Origin of the sequence: Paracoccus laeviglucosivorans (assembly GCF_900182695.1) — a bacterium.
GTDB classification, from domain to species: domain Bacteria; phylum Pseudomonadota; class Alphaproteobacteria; order Rhodobacterales; family Rhodobacteraceae; genus Paracoccus; species Paracoccus laeviglucosivorans.
The window spans coordinates 66784-89672 of sequence record NZ_FXTK01000017.1 but is presented as its reverse complement, the minus strand read 5'-3'; the positions used below and the strand labels follow the sequence as shown (position 1 = coordinate 89672).

At 62.8% G+C, this 22889-nt stretch carries 22 protein-coding genes; 17 read left to right on the top strand and 5 right to left on the bottom strand.

Annotated features, from left to right (window positions below; translation table 11 throughout):
- Positions 1-70: 70 nt before the first annotated feature.
- Positions 71-424: a cupin domain-containing protein gene (locus FN835_RS16035; RefSeq protein WP_142664238.1), complete on the bottom strand. Its 354-nt coding sequence runs from the start codon at positions 422-424 to the stop codon at positions 71-73.
- A 157-nt stretch (positions 425-581) separates the two neighbouring features.
- On the opposite strand from FN835_RS16035, the gene FN835_RS16030 reads away from it, so the two are divergent.
- Positions 582-1160 (top strand): GNAT family N-acetyltransferase, encoded by a 579-nt coding sequence (locus tag FN835_RS16030; protein ID WP_142664237.1) that lies wholly within the window; start codon positions 582-584, stop codon positions 1158-1160.
- A 503-nt stretch (positions 1161-1663) separates the two neighbouring features.
- The gene (locus FN835_RS16025) at positions 1664-2623 is read left to right on the top strand and encodes an aldo/keto reductase (RefSeq protein ID WP_142664236.1); all 960 of its coding nucleotides are present in this window, start codon (positions 1664-1666) and stop codon (positions 2621-2623) included.
- Positions 2624-2655: 32 nt separating this feature from the next.
- On the opposite strand, the gene FN835_RS16020 is transcribed toward FN835_RS16025, so the two are convergent.
- Positions 2656-3675: a GntR family transcriptional regulator gene (locus FN835_RS16020; RefSeq protein WP_142664235.1), complete on the bottom strand. Its 1020-nt coding sequence runs from the start codon at positions 3673-3675 to the stop codon at positions 2656-2658.
- Entirely contained in the window at positions 3623-5164 is a 1542-nt protein-coding gene (locus tag FN835_RS16015; protein ID WP_142664234.1) for a UxaA family hydrolase, read from the bottom strand. Before FN835_RS16015 ends, FN835_RS16020 begins: the two co-directional genes overlap by 53 nt.
- 110 nt (positions 5165-5274) lie before the next feature.
- On the opposite strand from FN835_RS16015, the gene FN835_RS16010 reads away from it, so the two are divergent.
- The 5 genes from FN835_RS16010 to FN835_RS15990 all read left to right on the top strand — a co-directional run bounded on the left by FN835_RS16010 (position 5275) and on the right by FN835_RS15990 (position 9164).
- Positions 5275-5958 carry an amino acid ABC transporter permease gene (locus FN835_RS16010; protein ID WP_142664233.1) on the top strand — a complete coding sequence of 228 codons (684 nt, stop codon included), beginning with the start codon at positions 5275-5277 and terminating at the stop codon, positions 5956-5958.
- Between the two features lie 33 nt (positions 5959-5991).
- Positions 5992-6642 carry an amino acid ABC transporter permease gene (locus FN835_RS16005; protein ID WP_142664232.1) on the top strand — a complete coding sequence of 217 codons (651 nt, stop codon included), beginning with the start codon at positions 5992-5994 and terminating at the stop codon, positions 6640-6642.
- 5 nt (positions 6643-6647) lie between these two features.
- Positions 6648-7412: an amino acid ABC transporter ATP-binding protein gene (locus FN835_RS16000; protein ID WP_142664247.1), complete on the top strand. Its 765-nt coding sequence runs from the start codon at positions 6648-6650 to the stop codon at positions 7410-7412.
- A 26-nt stretch (positions 7413-7438) separates the two neighbouring features.
- Entirely contained in the window at positions 7439-8257 is an 819-nt protein-coding gene (locus FN835_RS15995) for a transporter substrate-binding domain-containing protein (protein WP_142664231.1), read from the top strand.
- Positions 8258-8318: 61 nt separating this feature from the next.
- Positions 8319-9164: a fumarylacetoacetate hydrolase family protein gene (locus FN835_RS15990; RefSeq protein ID WP_142664230.1), complete on the top strand. Its 846-nt coding sequence runs from the start codon at positions 8319-8321 to the stop codon at positions 9162-9164.
- A gap of 48 nt (positions 9165-9212) precedes the next feature.
- Here the strand turns inward: FN835_RS15990 and FN835_RS15985 are convergent, their stop codons facing one another.
- A complete protein-coding gene (locus FN835_RS15985; RefSeq protein ID WP_142664229.1) occupies positions 9213-10004 on the bottom strand; it encodes a DeoR/GlpR family DNA-binding transcription regulator in 792 nt (263 codons plus the stop codon).
- Between the two features lie 251 nt (positions 10005-10255).
- On the opposite strand from FN835_RS15985, the gene FN835_RS15980 reads away from it, so the two are divergent.
- From FN835_RS15980 to eutC, 10 genes are all read left to right on the top strand, one after another.
- On the top strand, positions 10256-11050 hold the full coding sequence (locus FN835_RS15980) for an inositol monophosphatase family protein (RefSeq protein WP_142664228.1): 795 nt from the start codon (positions 10256-10258) through the stop codon (positions 11048-11050).
- Between the two features lie 30 nt (positions 11051-11080).
- On the top strand, positions 11081-12655 hold the full coding sequence (locus tag FN835_RS15975; RefSeq protein ID WP_142664227.1) for an ABC transporter substrate-binding protein: 1575 nt from the start codon (positions 11081-11083) through the stop codon (positions 12653-12655).
- A 66-nt stretch (positions 12656-12721) separates the two neighbouring features.
- Positions 12722-13702, top strand: coding sequence for an ABC transporter permease (locus tag FN835_RS15970; RefSeq protein WP_142664226.1), 981 nt, complete (start codon positions 12722-12724; stop codon positions 13700-13702).
- A gap of 8 nt (positions 13703-13710) precedes the next feature.
- The gene (locus tag FN835_RS15965; RefSeq protein ID WP_246098769.1) at positions 13711-14613 is read left to right on the top strand and encodes an ABC transporter permease; all 903 of its coding nucleotides are present in this window, start codon (positions 13711-13713) and stop codon (positions 14611-14613) included.
- A gap of 1 nt (position 14614) precedes the next feature.
- Positions 14615-16435 carry an ABC transporter ATP-binding protein gene (locus FN835_RS15960; protein ID WP_142664224.1) on the top strand — a complete coding sequence of 607 codons (1821 nt, stop codon included), beginning with the start codon at positions 14615-14617 and terminating at the stop codon, positions 16433-16435.
- Entirely contained in the window at positions 16428-17699 is a 1272-nt protein-coding gene (locus FN835_RS15955) for a Zn-dependent hydrolase (RefSeq protein WP_142664223.1), read from the top strand. Before FN835_RS15960 ends, FN835_RS15955 begins: the two co-directional genes overlap by 8 nt.
- On the top strand, positions 17699-18637 hold the full coding sequence (locus tag FN835_RS15950) for a phosphotransferase (protein ID WP_142664222.1): 939 nt from the start codon (positions 17699-17701) through the stop codon (positions 18635-18637). Before FN835_RS15955 ends, FN835_RS15950 begins: the two co-directional genes overlap by 1 nt.
- Entirely contained in the window at positions 18634-19578 is a 945-nt protein-coding gene (locus FN835_RS15945; RefSeq protein WP_142664221.1) for a choline/ethanolamine kinase family protein, read from the top strand. Before FN835_RS15950 ends, FN835_RS15945 begins: the two co-directional genes overlap by 4 nt.
- On the top strand, positions 19578-20957 hold the full coding sequence (locus FN835_RS15940; protein WP_142664220.1) for an ethanolamine ammonia-lyase subunit EutB: 1380 nt from the start codon (positions 19578-19580) through the stop codon (positions 20955-20957). The genes FN835_RS15945 and FN835_RS15940 overlap by 1 nt, the downstream gene beginning before the upstream one ends.
- Positions 20954-21676, top strand: coding sequence for an ethanolamine ammonia-lyase subunit EutC (eutC, locus tag FN835_RS15935; RefSeq protein WP_142664219.1), 723 nt, complete (start codon positions 20954-20956; stop codon positions 21674-21676). The genes FN835_RS15940 and eutC overlap by 4 nt, the downstream gene beginning before the upstream one ends.
- Here the strand turns inward: eutC and FN835_RS15930 are convergent.
- Positions 21673-22881, bottom strand: a complete 1209-nt coding sequence (locus FN835_RS15930; RefSeq protein ID WP_142664218.1) for an MFS transporter — start codon at positions 22879-22881, stop codon at positions 21673-21675. The genes eutC and FN835_RS15930 overlap by 4 nt on opposite strands.
- Between the last annotated feature and the right edge of the window lie 8 nt (positions 22882-22889).

The window sequence follows — 22889 nt, the reverse complement described above, 5'->3', positions numbered from 1 at the left end:
GGAACGGTCGGTCGCAATGAATATCTGCGCCCCGACCGGGACGCAGGCAGGCATCGAAAGCGGCGTGCGCTTACTTCAGCTTGATCGCAAAGTGCTTGCGCACCGGCGCTTCGATAACCCAGGTGCCCTTGAAGGTCGGCTCGACCACAAAGGCATCGCCAGGATTCAGCGTGACAGGCTCACCGCCATCGGGGGTGATCGTGATGCGGCCTTCGATCAGGTGTACGAATTCATAGAACTGATAGGTCGCGTGATAGGTGCCGGGGGTCGCTTCCCACGTGCCCGAGATCACGCTGCCATCGACCGAGCTATGCTGTATCCAATACCGCATGGTCGGGTTGCCCTCGACCTTGATCCAGCCGTCCAGATCGGTGGTGATCGGCTCTGGGCCGGGTGCGGGAAAGCGGAAAATCGTATCGCTCATATCGATCCTCGTTAGGCGCTTCGTGGGTCATGGTTCTTGGTAGGCGGCGCCCACGCCCCATGCAAGCCAGACGATAGGTGCGGGACGTTGCCAAGGGGGCTGGTGGGTCATCGCCAAATCGTCAAAGACTAAGGCAGACAAAGGGACGGAAACGAACATGGACATCCGCAACGCAACGGCATCGGATGCCGCGCATCTGGTGCGATTCATCAACATGGCTGCGGATGACCTGCCGCTGCATTTCTGGCGCAAGACGGTTGGCCCCGAAGGCGATCCCTGGGCCTTGGGGCAAGAGCGTGCGGCCCGTGAGACGGGCAACTTCTCGTATAACAATGCATGGCTGGCCGAGTTGGATGGCGAAGTCGGTGCCTGCTTGCTGGGCTATACGGCCGAGGAACCCGGCCCGATCGACCCGGACACACCGCCGATCTTCGTGCCCCTGCTGGAGCTTGAGGCACTGGCACCGGGTTCGTGGTATCTGAACGTCCTGGCGACCTACGATGCGTTTCGCGGCAAGGGCTTGGGCAGTGCATTGTTGGCACATGCCGAAAAGATTGCGGCGAATGCCGGGCAAGCCAGCATCAGCCTGATCGCCGCTGACACGCATCAGGATGCACTGCGGCTGTATCAGGCCAAGGGCTACAGCGAAGTCGCCCGCCGTTCTGTCGTCAAGGGCGATTGGGATGTCGATGCAAGTGAATGGATTTTGTTCATCAAGCCCATCGACGCGGCCTGATCCATGTAAGTGTCGCCTTGCGTGGTCATCGCGGCGCAATCGCAGCGCATATTGCCAGAGATATTTGAATGGGGGTGTTCGGTATTGTGACCCTTGCACCCCGTCTGTCATTTTCACCGGACACCGGCGAAGGATGCGATCGTCGGTCGCAGTGATGCCGGCATCATCATCAATGCTGGGCTGATGCAGAACACGCCAGTGTGCATGGCAGACAACACATCTGTGGCCCCCTGCGCCACGCGCTTTCCGCCCTGCCGCCGGCAAGCGTCTCAGCGACGCTGGATCGGTGCTGCCATTCCCGCCCACGGGACAGGCTCCGCGCCTTTAAAGCTGCGATCAAGGACGTTTTTTGTCTGTTTCAGGCCGAATTGATCCCCGATGCGGCCGCTATGACCCGCTGCGCGTCCCGGTTCCGGCTGTTGCGCATGTCTTGGCGGGGACACATGCTTGACTGTGGTTCCGCTTCGCGCTTCCTTGCCGCAGCGCGGCGGAAAAGGTTATCCATGAAACAACGACGGCTTGGCAAAAGCAATGTGGGTGCCATCGGTTTCGGCACAATGAGCTTTGGCGGCATATTCGGGGCAACCGACAACGCGACCTCGCTTGCGTGCCTTGACGCGGCGGTTGATGCGGGCATCAGCCATTTCGACACAGCCGACATCTACGGCATGGGTGTGTCGGAACAGATCATCGGCACATGGGGCAGGCAGAGCATTCACCTTGCAACGAAATGCGGCATTCTCAACGGGCCACCAAGAACCGTGCGCAACGACGAAGCGTATATCCGCCAATGTCTTGAAGGATCACTGCGCAGACTGAAGCGCGAGCATGTCGATCTTTACTATATCCACCGCCGCCAGCCGGATGTGCCGATCGAGGAGCTGGCCGGGACCATGGGTCGCCTGATCGCCGAGGGAAAGATCGGTGGTTATGGGCTATCGGAAATTGCGCCTGCGACCTTGCGCCGCGCACATGCTGAATATCCGGTGACTGCGGTGCAGAACGAATATTCCCTTTGGACCCGTTTGCCCGAACTTGGGTTGCTGCAGACCTGCCGCGATCTGGGCGTCGCCTTCGTGGCCTTTTCGCCACTGGCACGGGGGATGTTCGGACGGGCCCCGCTAAAGCGGGATTTCCGTGAAGGCATTGATTTCCGCGACACCAATCCGCGCTTTGTCGAGCCCAATTTGTCCGCCAACCTTGCTGCGATCGCGCGGTTCCGCGACCTTTGCGCTGCGCGTGGCTGGACGGTTGCCGGCGCAGCACTGGCCTGGGTTCTTGCACAAGGCGATCATATCATTCCCATCCCCGGCACACGCACCGCTGACCACCTTGGCGATTGGCAGGTGCCGGAACTGACCGCTGCGGATATGGCCGAAATTCAGCGTATTCTGCCCGTCGGATTTGCGCATGGCGACCGATATGGCGACCATCAACTGGCCTATGTCGAGCGGTATTGCTGACCTGATACGTCCAGCTGCTGTCCTGACGCAGCTCAGCCGTTGTTGCCAAAGCCCGGCAATCGGTTGGTGCGTGCAGGCAGGCGCAGGAATTCACGCAGCTTGCCGATGATCTGGTCCCGTGAACGGTCCAGATGCCCGCGCAGCAGTTCCGCAGCGGTGTCCGGTTGACCGGCGCGCAAATGCTCGATGATCTCCAGATGGTCGTGCAGAAACGTCTCGATCGTCGGGCTGTCGGACAACGCGACCTGCACGTGCTTGCCGCAGATATAGGTCGGAGATGTGCGGATCAACGCCTCGGGTATTTCGATATTGGTGCAATAGGACAGCAGGTCGCGGTGCAGGTCGGATTCCAGCTGGTCCAGCTGACCGACGCCAAGCGCCATGGGATCGGCCACCGCGCGCACCAATCGCTGGTGCATCTGTTCCAGTTTCTCCGCGGGCAGGCGGGGCGCGGCTTGCAGCAGGGCCGCAGGCTCCAGCAGGATGCGCAGATCATAAAGATTGCGGCAGCGTTCGACATCGAAGGGCACGATGCGCCATGACTTGCCCGAGGCACGTTCGACGATCCCGACCGTCTGGGCGCGAAAGATCAGCTCTCGGATCGTGCTGCGTCCGATATTGTAATGCCGCGCCAGCGCCAGTTCGTTCAACCGGGCAGGCCCGGAAATCGAGCTTAGGATCAGGTCATGCTCCAGCTTGAAATAAAGATCGTCCTGCACGGATGAGGTCAGGGGCGCTGCGTCCAGCCCCAGCAACTCACGGCTCAGCGTCGCGCGGTTGACGGGCTGGGGCTGGCCGACGATGAAGCCCTGCCCGTCATGGGGGTACAGCAGGCCGTCATCCAGCAATATCTGAAACGCCTGCTTGATGGGCGAGCGGCTGGACTCGAACACCACCGCCGCATCCGAGACCTTGATCAACGCGCCTGCAGGCAGCCGCCCATCGCGGATCGCATCGCCAAGAATATCGGCGATGCGGCGATAGGCGGGCAGCTTTTCATCAGGTGATGGCGCCGATCTGCCACGGGACGAATTCGTTGTTTCCGTAATCATAGATCTCGCTTTTCGTCCGATGACCCGAGGCAGCGGCCAGCACCATTTCGAAGATCGCTTCGCCCGCTTCCTGAATGGTCTGACTGCCCGTGACGATGCCGCCGCAGTCGATATCCATATCCTCGTCCATATGCGAATACATCCGGGAATTGGTTGCAACCTTAATGGTGGGCACCGGCTTGAACCCGGAAACCGAGCCGCGCCCGGTCGTGAAAACCAGCATGTTGCACCCGCCTGCGATCTGGCCCGTCACGGCAACCGGATCATAGCCGGGCGTGTCCATGAAGACGAAGCCGGTCTGGTCGATGGGCTCGGCATATTCATAGACCGCCTGCATCGGCAACGAGCCGCCCTTGGCCACTGCGCCCAGCGATTTTTCCAGAATGGTGGTCAACCCGCCTGCCTTGTTGCCATGGCTGGGATTGTTGTTCATCTCGGCGCCGTGGCGCTTGGTGTAACCTTCCCACCAGTCGATCCGGTCGATCAGTTTCTGCGCCACATCGGTCGTGACCGCGCGCGAGGTCAGCAGATGCTCAGCCCCATAGATCTCGGGTGTTTCGCTTAGCACTGCGGTGCCGCCATGGCGCACCAGCAGGTCCGATGCGTGCCCCAGCGCCGGATTGGCCGAAATTCCCGAATACCCGTCCGAGCCGCCGCATTGCAGCGCCAGCTTCAGCTTGGACAGCGGCTGCTCGGTCCGTTCCACCGAGCGCAGTGCTTCGCACATCTCGGTGATCAGGCCACAGGCGATCTCGACGGTCTTGCGCGTGCCGCCAAGCTGCTGGATCGTCATCGTGCGCAGGAACGGGCCGTCCTTCAGCCCGTATTTTTCCTGGATAAGCGAAATCTGGTTCACCTCGCAGCCCAGCCCGATCATCAGGATGCCGCCAAAATTCGGGTTCCTGGCATAGCCGTGCAAGGTGCGGATAAGGTATTGATACCCTTCGGTATCCGTGCCGATGGCGCAGCCCTGACCATGCGTCAGCGCGACCACGCCGTCGATATTGTCAAAGCCATCCAAACCGCCGTGGCGGTTGAAATGGTCGGCAATCGCGTGGGACACCGTGGCCGAACAGTTCACCGACGAAATGATGCCGATATAGTTGCGCGTCCCCGCCTGACCATCGGGGCGGGCATAGCCTTGGAACGTCCGGCGCTGGTCTTCGGGGACGAAATCCACCGCCCGTAGGTCCGAACAGAAATCATGACCCACATCGCTGTCCTGCATCGCAAGATTGTGCAGATGCACGTGGTCGCCCGGCGCGATGTCGCATTTCGCCAGCCCGATCTTCTGCCCGTATTTCAGCACCGATTCGCCTGCCGCGATGGGCCGCGTCGCGATCTTGTGGCCGCTGGGAATGGTCTGCGCCGCTGCGATTCCTGCAAGCCCGCTGGCCCCGCCCGCCGGAATTTCCGCCCGTGCCACTGCGACGTTATCTGCCTGATCCAGCACGATGACGCCCGCGACGATCCCGCCCTGTTCGGTCATGTCCTTCCCTCCCTCGGAAAATAAATTGACATTGCCTGCAAAAGTCATTTCACTTTGACCCAAGGGCTGTCAAGGCCCATGACCACGCGGCTTAGGGGAGGGGGACGCGCTTGGCCTATACGTTCGACTTCAGCTTTATCGGCAGCTTCAGCGCCGAAATATGGTCGGGCATCCGCCTGACCATATGGCTGACATTGCTGACTATTCTGCCGGGCTTTGCGCTTGGCACCGCCTGCGCTGTGGCGCGGATGAACGGACCGCGCTGGCTGCGCTGGATTGTCACCGGCTATATCGAGGGTATTCGGAACACGCCCTTGGTGATCCAGGTCTTTTGGCTGTTCTTCGGCCTTGCGGTGCTTGGCGCGCGCATCGGGCCGTTCCCGGCGGCGGTCATCGCGCTGGTCATCAACACCGGCGCCTATTCCGCCGAGATCATGCGCGCCGGTTTCCAGTCGATCCCGAAGGGAGAGCTTGAGGCTGGCGAATGTCTGGCCCTGTCGCGCTGGCAGATGTTCTGGTCGATCCAGCTGCCGCAGGCGGCGGAACGGGTCTACCCGGCGCTGATCAGCCAATTCATCCTGATGATGCTGGCGACCAGCATCATGTCGCAAATCTCGGTCGAGGAGCTGACGGGCGTCGGCTATCAGATCCAGTCCATCACTTTCCGGGGCTTCGACGTCTATGTGGTGATCGCGCTGGTCTATCTGGCCCTGGCGACGGGGCTGCGCCTGCTGCTGCACTTTGTCGCGCGGGGCAGCTTTCCGCGACTGCGGCGCTTGGGGACGCCGCTTTAGACCAAGCTATCCAGTCCGGGGAGGGGAACAGAGATGTTGGGACTGACACCAGAACAACTGCAATTTCTGCTGCAAGGCACGGGCTGGACGCTGCTTTTGTCGCTGATGGGCTTTGTCGGCGGCACTGTGATCGGCTTGCCGGTGGCGCTGGCGCGATCCGCGAAGTCGCGTTGGCTGCGGCGCATATCCAGCCTTTACGTCCAGTTCGTGCAGGGCGTGCCGCTGCCCGTCATCATGTTCGTCGTGTATTTCGGGGTCAGCATCTATGGCTTTTCGGTGTCTGCCTTGGTGGCGGCGGCTATTGCCATGACGCTGTATTCCAGCGCCTATCTGGGCGAGATCTGGAAGGGCTGCCTGATGGCCGTTCCCAAGACCCAGCGCGAGGCGGCGGAATGTCTGGCACTCAGCGCACCGCAGCAATTTATCTATGTGATCCTGCCGCAGGCGCTGCGCATCGCCATTCCGCCGACGGTCGGTTTCCTTGTGCAGATCGTCAAGAACTCGTCCTATTCGGTGGTGATCGGGTTCTTTGACCTGACCTATTCGGCCAAGGTGCTGAACAACGCCACCTTCACCCCCTTTGCCATCTTTACCATCGCCGCGGCGCTATATTTCGCGATCTGCTTTCCGCTGTCGCTGTTCGCCTGCCGCTTTGAACGCAAGCTAGCACGGAGCGCCGCATGACCAGCATGTCCGCCATCGACACCGCCAGCCTTTCCGGCACTGCCGCCCCCTTGGTCACCTTCCGGGGCGTCCGCAAAAGCTTTGGTGCGCTTGAGGTGCTGAAGGGCATCGACCTGACCGTCGCGCCGGGGCAGGTGGTTGCGCTGATCGGGCGCAGCGGATCGGGCAAAAGCACCGCGCTGCGCTGTATCAACGCGCTGGAACCGATCAGCGCCGGTGAACTGGAGGTCTGCGGCTATTCCCTGCACCGTCCCGGCGTCGATCTGCGGGCGCTGCGGCAGGAAGTCGGCATCGTCTTTCAAAGCTACAACCTGTTCCCGCATCTGACGGTGAAACAGAACGTCACGCTGGCCCCGCGCAAGGTCCGCAAGCTGAACCGCGACCAAGCCCGCGAATTGGCGTCCGAGGTACTGGCGCAGGTCGGTCTGGGCGACCGCATGGACGCCTATCCCGAACAACTTTCGGGCGGGCAACAACAGCGCGTCGCCATTGCGCGGTCCTTGGCTATGCGCCCCAAGCTGATGCTGTTTGACGAAGTGACCAGCGCGCTTGACCCCGAACTGACCGGAGAGGTTCTGCGCGTCATCGGCAAGCTGGCGGCGGGCGGCATGACGATGGTGCTGGTCACGCATGAAATGGCCTTTGCCCGGCAGGTCGCAGATCAGGTCGTCTACATGCATCAAGGCAAAGTCTGGGAACAGGGTTCAGGAAAAATGCTGGCCAATCCCCAGACCGACGAGTTGCGGCAATTCGTCGGCAGCGGGTTGTAATTCATAATAAACCGGGAGGGAATGACATGACTAAGACGAACCGCAGAGGCGTTCTTGGGGCAGGGGCGCTGGCCCTGATGCTGGGTCTGGTGGGCTTTGGCCCGCAGGCGCAGGCCAATACGCTGGACGAAATCAAGGCGCGCGGCACGGTTCGCATCGCCGTGGACATCGCGCATCCGCCTTACGGGATGCTGGACGCCAAGGCGCAGCAGACCGGGCTGGACATCGATACCGCCAAGGCGTTGGCCAAGGATCTGGGCGTCAACCTTGAGGTGGTGCAGGTCTCGGGCGCGAACCGCGTGCCGTTCCTGTTGTCCAGCAAGGCCGATCTGGTGATCGCATCCTTCTCGATCACCGAGGAGCGTAAAAAGGTCATCTCTTTCTCGCGTCCTTATGGTGTGATCCCGGTGGTCATCCTTGGGCCGAAAGACGCGGCGGTCGCGGATTTCAAGGCGCTGGACGGGCAGGCGATTTCGGTGGCGCGTGGCACCACCTCGGATATCGAACTGGCCAAGGCTGCCAAGGATACCGGCGGCGACGCCCGCATCGTGCGCTATGAGGATGAGGCGACGGCGACCACCGCGATCCAGACCGGCCAACAGGATTATCTGGCAGGCGCGCTTTCGACCGCGCAGACGGTCATCAAGCAGAACCCGCAGCGCAATCTGGACATCAAGCTGGAACTTGCCGCCTATCCCATGGCTGTCGGCCTGCGCCAGAACGAACCCGAGCTTGAGGCATGGGTCAACGAATGGGTTGCGACGAACCTGCATAACGGCGTGCTGAACGGCTTTTACGAACATTATTTCGGCCAGCCCCTGCCTGCCGAGATGCTGACCAACTGACCCCCCTGACCCGGCGGGCCTTCACACCCGCCGGGCTTTTTCTTGCCCAAGGAAAGCACAGATGAAACTTCTCCGCTTCGGCGCCCCCGGCAGTGAAAAGCCGGGCCTGATGGATGCATCCGGCCAGATCCGTGACCTGTCCGGCGTGATCGCCGATTTCGACGCCGCCGCGCTGTCGCCCGATGGTCTGGCCCGTCTGGCCGCGCTGGACACGGCATCGCTGCCCGTGGTCCCTGCCGACACCCGGCTTGGCCCCTGCGTGCCACGCCCGTCGCATTTCATCGCGGTCGGTCTGAATTATGTCGATCACGCGCATGAATCGAACATGCCGATCCCGTCCGAGCCGATTGTCTTCAGCAAGGCGCCGTCATCCTTGTCCGGCCCGACCGATCCTGTGCTGATCCCGGCGGGTTCGCAAAAATCCGATTGGGAGGTCGAAATCGCCTTTGTCATCGGCACCCCCGCATTCCGCGTGACCGAGGCCGAGGCGCTGGATCACGTCGCCGGATACTGCATCTGCAATGACGTGTCGGAACGCAGCTATCAGTTGGAGCGCGGCGGGCAATGGCTCAAGGGCAAAAGTCTGCCGACCTTTGGCCCGGTCGGTCCCTGGCTGGTGACGCGCGATGAGGTGGGCGATGTCCAGAACCTTGGCCTGTGGCTAGACGTGAATGGCGAACGCCGCCAGACCGGCACCACCTCGGTGATGATCTTTGGTATCGCGCATCTTGTCAGCTACCTGTCGCAGTTCATGCGGCTGGAAGCGGGCGACATCGTGACGACCGGCACGCCGCCCGGCGTCGGCATGGGAATGAAGCCGCCGATGTTCCTGAAGGCGGGCGATGTGATGACGCTGGGAATCGAGGGGCTGGGCGAACAGCGGCAAGAGGTTCGCGAATTCGCCTGATCTCGGCGCATGGCAGGACCTGCGGATAGCGGGTCTTGCCCCAGCCGCCTAGCGTTGCAGCATGGACCGATCGGCGACGGAAAGCCGTGGCTCGGTAAAATGCATCTGGCCGCGCGGCAGGCTGAAAACCTCGTTCGGGCGGGCATCGGTCACAACGTGGTCGATTTCGTCCAGGCCACAGATCGCGACCCGGCTTTCGGCCCCGATTTTGGCCGAATGGCACAGGATCATCCGCGACTTGGCACGCCGCATCATGGCGCGGGCCAGCTCCGCCTCGTGCAGTTCATAATCCGTCGCACCACGATGCGGATGCAGACCCACCGGCGAGATGATGGCCATATCGGCCAGAAAACGGTCCACCTCGGAAAGCGTCATCTCCCCGAACGTGCCGGGAACCTCGCGGTGCGGGCGACCACCCAGCAAAAGCGTCTCGCAGTCGCTGGCGGCGGTAAGTTGGGCGATTTCGATGGAATTGGTGATGATGCGCACCGGACCGCGCCGCACCAGCGCATGGGCAAAGGCCAATGTCGTCGTTCCGGTGTCGATCATCAGCGTCATGCCCGGCTCGATCAGTGCGCAGGCCGCTTCGCCGATTGCATCCTTTGCGCTGGCATCGGCGCTGCGGCGAATGTCGAAAGCGGCTTCGGGCGTGATGTCGGGGCCTGACTGGATCGCGCCGCCATGCACGCGCGTCAGACTGCCGGTTTCCTCCATCTCCAGCAGGTCGCGGCGAACGGTCTCACGCGAGACGTTGAACAGATCGGCCAGTTGATTCGTCATCACCTTGCCATCGCGGACCAGCATTTCCAGAATCTTGCCCTGACGCTCGTGCGACCACATGCCGATCTCCTTCTGATTGGCTTCTGCCTAGCACGCCGCCAGAGAAATGCCACATTTGCAACTTTCGTTTGTGGATTTATATGCGATTTTTGCCAAATGCCATAGGTTCAGCGGCGAATTTTGGGGCAGTTCCGCACAAAAACACGGCTAAACTGCGATAATATGACGATCTGTTAATTTTTATGTGGATTAGATTGGCGTATTGGGTTTGTCTGGCGATAAGTTCCACATAAATCCACGAAGGGCGGCTGATGGTCAATCTGGACGAAGCGTTGCGTTTCGCAAACCTTGCGGCGGACGGTGCGCGCGACATTGCGGCGCGCTATTTTCGCCAGCCGCTTGGGGTTGAACACAAGGGCGATGACAGCCCCGTGACGGTGGCCGACCGCGAGATCGAGGCTTACATTCGCGCCCGCATCATCGCCGCATGGCCCGATCACGGCATCTTCGGAGAGGAGGAAGCCCCCCTTCATGCGGATCGGCAGCATGTCTGGATCGTCGATCCTATCGACGGCACGAAAAGCTTTGTGACAGGTCATCCGCTTTTCGGCCAGCTTCTGGCGCTTTTGGATGGCGGCAAACCCTGTCTGGGCCAGATCGACATGCCCGCGACCGACGAACGCTGGAGCGGGATCGCCGGGCGGCCCACGACACTGAACGGCCAGCCTTGCCAGACCAGCGAATGCCGCGACCTGTCGCAGGCCTTTGCCTATACCACCGACCCGTTGCTATTCACCGGAACAAAGGCTGCCGCGTTCGAGGCGCTGCGCCAGTCGGCACGGCTGATCCGCTTTGGCGGAGATTGCTACAACTATGCGCTGCTGGCTTCGGGGCATTGCGACCTGGTGCTGGAAACCGGGCTGCAGCCCTATGACTATCTGCCGGTTGTTCAGGTGATCCGCGGCGCGGGCGGCGTGATCACCGACTGGCACGGGGATGAACTGGGCGTCGACTCGTCAGGTGACGTGCTTGCCGCGGCCACCCCGGAACTGCATCGCGCCATGCTGGAAAAGCTGGCCGACACCCGCAAGCAACAAGCGGCGTAAGACCGCGACCCAATCCAACAGGAGAGTGAGATGGATAGACGGAACTTCCTTCGTTACGGCGCGGCCGCCGGGGCGCTTTTCGGCGCGGCCCGCATCAATCCCGACTTCTTCTTCAGCTCGGCCTATGCGCAGGGCGCGCGGCCGCTGGTGTTTCTGTCGGCGGAAAACATCACCGGGAACTGGGACCCGACCGCGCACACCACGTTGTCGCAGACCAATATCGAAGGCTTCGTCATGGGCTATTTGACCCGTGCGCCGATGCGCCCGGAACAGCCCGATGAGGTCGTCTATGAGCTGGCGACCGAGATCACCGAACTGGACGCCCACCGCCTGCAGATCAAGCTGCGCGAGGGCGTGACATTCCATGACGGCAAGCCCTTCAAGGCCGAAGACGTCAAGGCGACCTTCGAATACGGCGCGATGGCGGATCGCCCCAAACAGGTCTATCCCGGTCCGACAGATACGTTCGAGGTGACGACGCCGGACGATTATACCGTCGTGGTCGATACCTCGAAGGGCGGCTATGGTGCGTCGCTGTTCATCTTCCTTGCGTCCTATCTGCCGATCCTGTCGGCCACCGATGTGGCGGCCGGGCCGAAGGGGCCTTTGTCGCAGCGCCTGAACGGCACGGGGCCGTTCAAATTCGTGGCCCAGCAAGGCAACAATACCGTCATGGAGGCGTTCCCCGGCTACTTCCGTGGCGCGCCCAAGGTGCCGGGCGTTACGTTCAGCTTTGTCGGCGATGCCACCACGCGGATGCTGTCGCTGATGAACGGCCAGGCCGACGTGATCGAACGTCTGGAACCCGAGCAGGTCGAAACCCTGCAGGGCGAGGCGGGGATCAAGCTGTCGCGTCTTGTCTCGGTCGAGAACAAATACCTGTGGTTCCGCTGCTCGAAACCGCCATTCAACGATCCGCGTGTGCGCAAGGCCGCGGCCCATGCGATCGATCGCAGCATGATCATGGAGATCATGGGCACGGCGGGCGAGGCGTCGAACAACTTCATTTCGCCCATCAAGTTCGGATATTTCGATATTCCGAATTATCCCGAATACAATCCCGAAGAATGCCAGCGTCTGCTGGCCGAGGCGGGCTTTCCGGGCGGCGAAGGCTTGCCGGATCTGGAATACATCACCTCGACCGGGTTTTATCCCAAGACCAAGGAATATGGCGAGGTCATCACCGCGCTGCTGCAGGAGCAGGGCTTTCCCGTCACGCTGAACGTGATGGAGGTCGCGGCATGGAACGAGCGGCTTTACGACCGTCCGGGCGGCGGGCCGGGCCACATGGTCGATTGCGGCTGGTCCACCGGCTCGCCCGAGCCTGATCTGGTTCTGCGCACGCATTTCCATTCCAGCGCCAAGCGGATCACCGGCATCGAAGACCCTGAAATCGACGCCGCACTGGACGCCGAGCGGAACGCCCATTCGATGGAAGCGCGCAAGGAATCGTTGCAGACCAATCTGATGCCGATGCTGGCCGACAAGGTTCCGGCGCTCAGCTTGTTCACCTCGGTCCTTATCCACGGGATGCGGGCGGATGTGGACGGCCTGTTCATCTATCCCGACGGGCAAAGCGACGCGGCGACCACCACCATCGCCTGATGCCTGTCCAGCCGGGGCCCGTGATACGGGGGCCCCGGCCTGTCGCCACGCTTTGCGGAGCCGCAGATGTTCATCCTTCGATTCCTAGCGCGTCGGTTGTTTCAGGGGGCGATCATCGTCTTTCTGGTCTCGGCGCTGATTTTCACACTGCTGCGTGTCGTGCCCGGTGATCCGGTGCGCCTCATGGCCGGCGGCATGGCCCCCGAGGCGCTGATCGAACAGATCGCCACCGACATGGGCCTGCGCGATCCGATATGGCAGCAATTCGGTCGCTATATGGGCGGCGTCATGCAGGGCGATCTGGGTCAGTCCTTTGTGCGCCCGGCAAATGGCGCGGCCGTGGGCGGCGCGAGTTTCGATGACACGACGCGCAGCGAACGTGCCGAAGTGCTGACGCTAATCGCCGAAACTGCGCCGATGACGCTGCAACTTGCGCTGTTGGCAATGGTCTTTGCGCTGATCATTGCCGTACCCATCGGGGTCTGGGGCGGGCTTCGTCCGGGCGGTTGGCCGGATCGCATGGCGCTTTATCTGTCATCGCTGTTCGTCAGCCTGCCGAATTTCTGGCTGGGGATCGTGCTGGCGTTGATCCTGTCGGTGAAACTGCAGCTTATGCCTGCCATCGGCTATCAGGGGTTTGCTTACACGATCCTGCCTGCATTGGTGCTGGCCATCGAAATCGCGCCCTTTGTCATCCGCACGCTGACCGTATCGGTCGCAGGGGTCATGCGGCAGAATTTCATTGATATTGCCGGGGTGCGCGGACTGACCCGCAACCAGATCGTCTTTCGTCATGCGCTGAAAAATTCGTCAGTGCCGCTGCTCAATCTGCTGGGTGTGCAGTTCTCGATGCTTCTGGGCGGCGTCCTGGTGATCGAATTCATCTTTGACTATCCCGGCCTTGGCCTTCTGACGATCAATGCTGTGATGCAGCGCGATTTCCCGCTGATTCAGGGCATCGCCATCGTGACCGCCGCCGCCTTTGTCCTGATCAACATCGCCGTCGATCTGATCGCGACGGCCATCGACCCAAGGCTGGAATATTGATGAGCAGCATGGATATTACCTCTGCCCCGCCCGAGATCGCGCGTGAACGCAAGGTCTCGACCCGGATCTGGCAACAGGCTTTCGCCTCGGTCGAGTTCCGCATCGGTCTGATCGTGCTGACGCTGCTGATTGCCGCCGCGCTGCTTTATCCGCAGCTGTCGGGGATTGATCCGACCAAGATGAACATCAAGGCCAAGCTGACCCCGCCCGTCTTCATGGGCGAGGGGTGGACCTGGGCCCATCCGCTGGGCACCGACCAGCTTGGCCGCGACATGCTGGTCCGGGCGCTTGTCGGGCTGCGCTATTCGCTGCTGATCGGTGTTTCCACCACGGTTCTCATGCTGCTGGTCGGGGCGCTGATCGGGCTTTTTGCCGGCTATTTCGGCGGGCGCATCGACACGGTGCTGATGCGGCTGACCGATGCGCAGCTTTCGATCCCGATGATCATCCTTGCCATCACCATTCTGGGTGTGTCGCGCCCCACGATCCCGTCGATCATTCTGGTCCTGGGGCTTGCGGGCTGGCCGGTCTATGCCCGCGTGATGCGTTCGACCGTCATGGCCGAGCGCAAAAAGGAATATGTGCGCGGTGCCATGGTGCTTGGCGCCACGGACTGGCGCATCATGTTCACGCTGCTGCTGCCGCTTGTGCTGCCGCCCATGGCCTTTGTTGCCGTCCTGGATATTGCCCGAATGATGATCTTCGAATCCGTTCTGGGCTTTCTGGGGCTGGGGGTGCAGCCGCCGACGCCGACATTCGGCAACATCATCTCGGATGGGCGGAAATACCTGATGAACGCCTGGTGGATCGCCACCATGCCCGGTGTGTTTCTGGTGCTGGTCCTGACCTCGATCAACCTGATGGGCGCCAGTCTGGAACGTGCCCGCAACGCCATCTACGGAGGGGCCTGAGATGCTGGACACCGCATCCGAAACCACGCTGCTTTCCGTGCGCGGTCTGTCGGTGGTTGCCGACGGCCCCGACGGCCCGCGTCAAATCCTTGAAGGCATCGGGTTCGATCTGAAACCACGCCAGATCCTGTCGGTGATCGGTGAAAGCGGCTCGGGCAAGACGGTGCTGGCGCGCACGCTGGCAAGCTGGATCGCGGCCCCCCTGCGCGTCACCGCCGGACAGGTTCTGTTCAAGGGCCGTGACCTGCTGGCGGATCGCGCCTATGCCCGCGGCCTTGCGGGCCGCGAGATCGCCTATGTCGGTGGCAATCCTGCGGGGGCGCTGGACCCGACCATGACGGTCGGTGCGCAACTGGTCGAAAAGCTGCGCGCCGTGCGTCCCGATATTTCCGCCTCTGACGCCAAGGCCAAGGCGATCCGGCTGCTTCAAGCGGTGCGCATCCCGGCTGCTGAACGGCGTTTTCACGAATATCCGTTCCAGTATTCCGGCGGGATGATGCAGCGCGCGATGATCGTCGATGCGCTGATTTCGGACCCGGCGCTGCTGATTGCCGACAACATCACCCAGCCTTTGGATGTGACCGTCGCCGCCCAGATCCTGAAGCTTATGCGTGAGCTGAACAGTGAATTTTCCACCGCGATCCTGTTCATCTGCTCATCGCTGCCAGTGGCCTGCGACGCCTCGGATGAGGTGATGGTGCTGAACAAGGGGCGGGTGGTGGAACGCCAGACGCCCGATCGGCTGACAGCCGCGCCCCAGCACGCCTATACCAGCGCGCTGATCGCTGAATTGCCGACGCTTTGGCAGGAAGGTCCGCAACGCCGTCGCCCTGCGGCGACCGAAAAGCCGATCATGTCCGTCCGAGGGGTTTCAAAGGCTTATGAAACGCGCGGCAAATCCGGCAAGGCGCTGGTGCAGGCCGTCCGTCACGTCGATTTCGATGTCTTTGCCGGGGACAATTTCGGCATCGTGGGCGAATCCGGCTGCGGCAAATCTTCGTTGATGCGGCTGCTGACCGGGCTTGAGCGTCCCGATGGCGGGCAGATCCTGTTTCAGGGCGAAGATGTCGGCGCGGCCTCGGCCAGACGCCTGCGGGAATTGCGGCGCGAGTTTCAGCTTGTGCTGCAAGACCCCTATGGCTCGCTGCCGCCGCAATCGCCCATCGGCGCAATCCTTGAGGAGCCGCTGAAGATCCACCGCATCGGCAACCGCGCCGAGCGGCGGGACCGGGCGCGGGCGGTGATGTCCGAAGTGGGCCTGCATCCCGGCCTGTATGAAAGCCTGCCGACAGGGCTGTCGGCCGGGCAGCGCCAGCGCCTGAACGTGGCCCGCGCCATGATTTTGGAACCTAGCCTGCTGATCATGGATGAAACCCTGTCCGCGCTGGATCAGACGGAACAGGGCAAGCTTCTGGACCTGTTCGAGCGGCTGCAGGCGCAGCACGGCTTTACCTATATCTTTATCAGCCACGACCTGACCATGGTGCGGCAGGTCTGTTCGCGCATCGCCGTGATGTATCTGGGCGAAGCGGTCGAGGTCGCGCCGAATGACCGGCTGTTCTTTGACCCCGGCCATCCCTATACCCGCGCGCTTTTGTCCGCAGCCCCGACGCTGGAGCTGCGCCGCTATCGTCCCGAAGACTGCCTGCTGGAGGGCGAGCCACCCAGTCCGATCGACCTGCCGCCCGGCTGCGCCTTTGCCAGCCGTTGCCCGCAGGCTTTCGACCGTTGCCGCAGCCAGAACCCGGCATTGCTGTCGCGCGGCGGTCAGGCGCTCGCCGCCTGTTTCCTGAATCCGACCAATGAGGCCACGCATGTCTGACACCCTTTCGCTGACCCGCATCGACGCTGATCTGCTGGGCGCGCTGATGGACAGGATTTCCGAATTCGGCTCGACCGGCGATGGTGGTATCGACCGGCCCGCGCTGACCGATGCGCATAAGGCGGCGCGCGACTGGTTTTCCGGGCAGATGCGCGACCGGGGCTATCGCGTCCTTGTCGATGAAATCGGCAACCTGTTCGGGCGCATTGATCTGGCAGGGCCGGATGCGCCTTTGGTGATGATCGGTTCGCATCTGGACAGCCAGCCAAAGGGCGGGCGCTTTGACGGCACTTATGGCGTCGTAGCGGCGCTGGCCGCCATCGAAAGCTTCCGCCGCGACGCGGCCGAGCAGGGCATCACCCCGCGCTGCAACTATGTCATCGCAGACTGGATGAATGAGGAAGGCGCGCGGTTCCAGCCCAGCCTGCTGGGATCATCGGTCTTTGCCGGGGCGGTCGATCTGGACTGGGCGCTTGAGCGGCGCGACCGCGACGGCAAGTCCGTGGCCGAGGAACTGGTCCGCATCGGCTACAAGGGCAGCGATCCCGCGCCGCGTCCCGATCTGTATCTGGAAATCCATATCGAAGGCGATGCCAAGATGGAGCGGGCAGGCACCCGTATCGCACCATTCCTGCGTCACTGGGGCGCGCTGAAGGTTCGTATCGAGGTGACGGGCGAACAGAACCATACCGGCCCCACGCCCATGGAAGATCGCAAAGACGCCGTGCTGGGCGCGGCCTATATCATCGCCTTTGTCCGCGAGCTGGCTGATACGGCGGCAGATACGCTGTTCACCTCGGTCGCGCGGGTCGATGTGTCGCCCAACTCGCCCAATATCGTGCCGGGAAAGGCCGTGCTTTTTGTCGAATTGCGCGCACCCGAACCCGTGATGCTTGAATGGTCCGAAACCAGGCTGCGCGAGGCCCTGCCGGGGCTGGCCGCCAAAGCGGCCACAAGCGCGCAGATCATGTCGATCGACCGGCGAGATGCGGGCAAGTTCGATCCCCGGCTGGTGGCGCTGACGGAAAAGATCGCCGATGACTTCGGCTATGCCCGGATGCGGCTGGATACCATCGGCGGCCATGATGCGGTGGCGGTGAATGCGGTCGTGCCCTCGATCGTTGTCGCAGTGCCCTCGGTCGGGGGGGTCATTCACCGCAATGACGAATATACCAGCCCCGAAGACCTGGCCGCAGGTGGCGACGTGCTGGTCGAGATGATCCGACGCATCGACGCGGCGGGCGGCAATCTGGATCGCGCGTGATGACGGCGCTGACCGAAGATGTCGATATGGCGCAGGCAATGGCGGCGGCGGGACTTGGCGGGCTGCCTTTTGAACCCGGACCGTCGCCCCTTGCCTCGCCCAGCTACAAGGCATTGGAAAGCCGCTCGGTTCTGGTCGAAACGCCGGACGGGCCGGTCTTTCTGAAGCGGATGCATCCCGAAATGCGGGACGGGTTCGATCTGCCCGCCGCGATGCAACTTGCAACGCAGGCCGGTGCGGCAGGTGTCGCACCGCGTGTCATCTGGTCCGATTCCGGGCTTGGCAGCATAGCCATGCAGGGCTTGACGCAAGGTTGGCGCACGGCCACGCAATACAGCCTGCAAGCGGCATTGCCCGACGCGATACTGGCTTTGCGGCAGTTGCATGAAACGGCGCCTTTGACGCATCGCTTTGATCCGTTCGCTGCGATCGATGCGCAGATCGAAGCCTTGGCGGCGCTGCAGGTTTTGCCCGAAGATAGCATCTGGCTGCGTCGGGTGATCGGCTTGCTGGAACCCATGCTGGACGATGCCGCACTGGCACCGTGCCGCAATGACGGCTCGGCCTCGAACCTGATGCTGGGGCCTGATCGGCAAGTGATGCTGGTCGATTTCGACCGCGCCGGCATGAACGACCCGCTTTACGATGTGGGCTGTCTGCTGGCCGAGGCGACGGATTTCCCGCAGGACATGCACGCGGCCTTTAGCGTCTATTGGGGGCATTTCGATCAGGCAGCCTTTGCCCGCGCCCGGCTATGGTCGGCGGTTGACGACATGCTGCACGCATTTTGGGCGCGGCGGCTGGCCCTTGTCTCTGTCCGCCGCAATGTCGAATGGCTGAAATATGGCGAATGGCGGCTGATGCGCCTGCGTCTGGTGCTGAACCACCCGGATTTCGAACAGCTGATCCGCCTGAGCCGCGAAAGGATTGCAGCATGATGATGAAACCCATCGGTGCGGCAGCCCACCCGCTGGAAGAAACGATCGAGCAGGTCATCCGCGACGCGCCGCTGTTTCGGGGCGGCAGGGGTATGGTCTATGGCCCCGTCTCGGGCGGGATTTCGAACGAAAACTGGCGTGTGCAGGCGACCGACGGCACGGGTGACTGGTTCGTCAAGGTGCCGGGGCAGGGGACCGAAATGTTCATCGACCGCCGGGCCGCGCTTGACGCCTCGCAAAAGGCGGCGGCGGCGGGGCTGGGACCGCGCGTGCATGACGATCTGGCCCATCGCGGGGTCGAGATCAACGATTTCCTGCCTGCGCACCGCCCGTCTACCCACAGCGATTTCGCGTCGCTGGACAAGCGCGTCGCGGCAATCGCGGCCTATCGCCGGATGCATGGGCTTCCCGCGCTGGGGCTGACAAAGACCGTATTCGACATGATCGACGAACATGCCGCGCAATGCGCCACGCTGGACGCGCCGCGTTTTCGGCACCATGATTGGGTCATGCTGAATGAGACGATGGCGCGCGAGGCCCTGATGGCGGCTGGCATGGATCTGGTTCCCTGCTTCAACGATCCGATGCCCGGCAATTTCATGATCGGGCCGGACGGGTCGATCATGCTGATCGATTACGAATACAGCTCGATGAATGACCGTTGCTATGATCTGGGCATCTGGTTCGGCGAGATGTTCTTTACGCCCGCGCAGGAAATGGAACTGATCGAAGAATATTTCGGCAGCGCCCCGCGCGATCTTGTGGCCCGCGTTACGGTGCACAAGGCGCTGGCGGATGTGAAATGGGCGCTGTGGTCGATGGTGCAGTTGCGCGTTTCGCGGCTGGATTTCGATTTCCACAAATACGGCATGTGGAAGCTTATGCGCTTTCGCCAGATCACCGGCGATCCCGATTGGCCCGCGCAACTGAAGGCGCTTTGATGACTTACCGCGCGACAGCCCGTGGCGAAAGCTTTCGGTTCGATGATCTGGTTGCGGTGATGGCCGCCGCCTCGCCCGAGCGGTCGGGCGATCAATTGGCCGGAATCGCTGCTGAATCCGCGCTGCAGCGGGTGGCCGCGCGGCGGGTTCTGATGGACCTGCCGCTGGCCGAATTCCTGAACAACGCGCTGGTCCCTTATGAAACCGACGAGGTGACTCGGCTGATCATCGACGGCCACGACAGGGCGGCGTTTGCGGCTGTCGCCTCGATGACGGTCGGGGAATTGCGCGACTGGTTGTTGTCGCCTGCCGCCGATGCGGCATCGCTTGCAAAGCTGGCGCCGGGCCTGACCCCCGAGATGGTCGCGGCGGTCAGCAAGCTGATGCGCAATCAGGACCTGATCCGCGTCGCCCGCAAGGTCGAGGTGATCACCGCATTCCGCAATACCATCGGCGGACGGGGCACTTTGGCCACGCGGCTGCAGCCCAACCATCCGGCAGACGATCCGCGTGGCATCGCGGTATCCGTGCTGGACGGGCTTTTACAGGGCGCGGGCGATGCGGTCATCGGGATCAACCCTGCCTCGGACAATATCGCGAACTGCCATTCGCTGCTGGTCGCGCTGGACGACATGCGCCAGACCTTTGCGATTCCCACGCAAAGCTGCGTGCTGACCCATGTGACGAACGCCCTGACCCTGCTGGAACGCGGCGCGCCCGTGGACCTGATCTTTCAGTCGGTCGCCGGGACGCAGGCCGCGAATGACGGCTTCGGCGTCTCGCTGGATATTCTGGCCGAAGCCTATGATGCGGGGCTGGCCGCCGCGCGGGGCACGGTTGGACAGAACTGCATGTATTTCGAAACCGGGCAGGGGGCGGCGCTGTCTTCGGACGCGCATCACGGCGTCGATCAACAGACGCTGGAGGTGCGGGCCTATGCCGTGGCCCGCGCTTTTCATCCGTTGCTGGTCAATACGGTCGTGGGATTCATCGGGCCAGAATACCTGTATGACGGCAAGCAGATCACCCGCGCCGGGCTGGAAGATCATTTCTGCGGCAAGCTGCTTGGCCTGCCGATGGGCGTGGATGTCTGCTACACGAACCACGTCGAGGCCGATCAGGACGACATGGACAACCTTGCCACGCTGCTGGCGCAGGCGGGCGTCAGCTTTGTGATCACGGTGCCGGGGGCCGATGACGTGATGCTGGGTTATCAAAGCCTTGCCTTTGAAGATATCACCTATCTCCGCGAGGTGACGGGGTTGCGTCCCGCGCCGGAATTTGCCCGCTGGCTGGCTGAATTCGGGCTGGCGGGGCAGGGCACCCGCGCGTTGCCCGATCCGGCGGCAATGGCCCGCCGCATGGGGCTGTCGGCATGAGCGCGCCTGATTTCGCAGGTCTGCGCCGACTGACCCCCGCCCGTGTGCGGCTGGATGCGGCGGCGCGGCCCATGCCGCTTTCCGCGCTGCTGGCATTTCAGGAAGATCACGCGGCGGCCCGCGATGCCATTCATGCCGCACCCGACATGGCCGCGCTGGCCGAAAGGCTGGCCCCGCGCCCCTGTCTGTTGGTCGAAAGCCGCGCCGTGGACCGCGCCACCTATCTGCGCCGTCCCGATCTGGGTCGGCAACTGGCCGACGGTGCCGATCTGCCCCGCCTTGATTGCCCGCTGGCACTGGTGATCTGCGATGGATTGTCCGCCCCTGCCGTCATGGCACAGGTGCCGGGGGTGGTCGCGGCCCTGTCGGAACGCCTGCCTCTGCTGGCCGATCAGCCGGTCGTTCTGGTGCACGGCGGGCGGGTCGCGATCGGTGATCCCATCGGCGCGGCCTTGGGCGCGCAGATGGTGCTGGTCCTGATCGGCGAACGTCCGGGCCTGTCGGTTGCCGACAGCCTTGGCGCCTATCTCACGCTGAACCCCCGGCCCGGCCTGCGCGACAGCGCGCGCAATTGCGTGTCGAACATCCATCTGCGCGGCGGGCTGACACATGAGGCGGCCGCAGACCGATTGGCATGGCTGGTGGCCGAGGCGCAGCGTATCGGCGCGACCGGGGTCTTGCTTAAGGATGAAAGCGGGCAGCCGGGGCAGTTGACCTAAGGGCTGGCCTGCACGGGGGCAGGCAGCAAGGCGCGCAGTCTGGCAAAGCAAAGCGCCGACAAGGCCAGCGACAACCCGAATTGCGCCGGATAGCCCAGCCAGCTAATGATCTGGCCCGCCAGCACGCCGAAGGCCATGCTGATCAGCGCGTCGGCGCATTGGAAAATCGTGAAATCCACGCCTGCCTGCGCCGGATCGGACCAGGCCATGAAACGCGCGTAAAGCGCCACGAAACCCACGGCCATGAAGGCAGGCGAAACAATCTGCACCATCCACGGCAGACCCGGCACCAGCCCGGACGCGCCCGATGCGGCAATCATGCAATAAATCAGCACGACCGCCTGCGCCCCCAATGCGGCCAGCAGCACTAAGGGCGCTCCCAGCGCGGATACGATCAGGCCGCCCAGCATCGCCCCGGCCAGTCCCGTGATCATCGCACCCGTCGCGCCAAAGATGCCGATATTGGTCAGGCTGAAACCGCTATCGACCAGAAACGGCCCGAAATACCCGGTCGAGGATTTCATGGCCGAGACATAAAGCGCGGTGACGGCCAGCCCCTGCAACGTCGTGGGACGGGCCAGCGCCGCACGCAGGCTTGGCCCCGCCGCTGCGGGTGGACCAAGCGGCTGCGGCTGGCGCAGCAGCACAAAGGGCATGCTGCACAGCAGCATCAGCGCCAGCATCGTCATCATGCCCGGACCCCAGCCCCAGCGGCCAAGCGCGACCAGAACCAGCCCGCCGCCAAGCGCCGCGCCAGCATAGGCCCCGCCGACCTGCATCGCATTGGCCCAGCCGTAATCCTTGGGGGCGAACGCCTCGACCGCGTGGCCGTCGCAGGCAATATCGACGGTTGCGGTGGCCGTGGCGATCAGCATCAGCCCCGCCAGCAGGATGGCAAAGGGCGCCGTTTCTGCCCAGATCAGCCCGATGCCAGTCAGCACGGTCGCGGCCCAGCCGATCAAGATGACGCCGCGCGTGCGGGTGATGCCCGGTGCGGGGCGACGCCAGCGTTCGACCTGCGGGCTCCACAGCATCTTCAACGCCCACGGCAGGACCAGCAGCGACAGAAAGCCCAGATGGTCCAGCGCCATGCCCTGACTGCGTAGATAGGCGGGCAGGGCAGTCCACATGAACCCGCCAAGCACGCTTTGCGAGACGTAAAGCCCGCCCAGTGACATCAGGGCAACCGGAAGGGCGTTTTTCATCGCTCGGC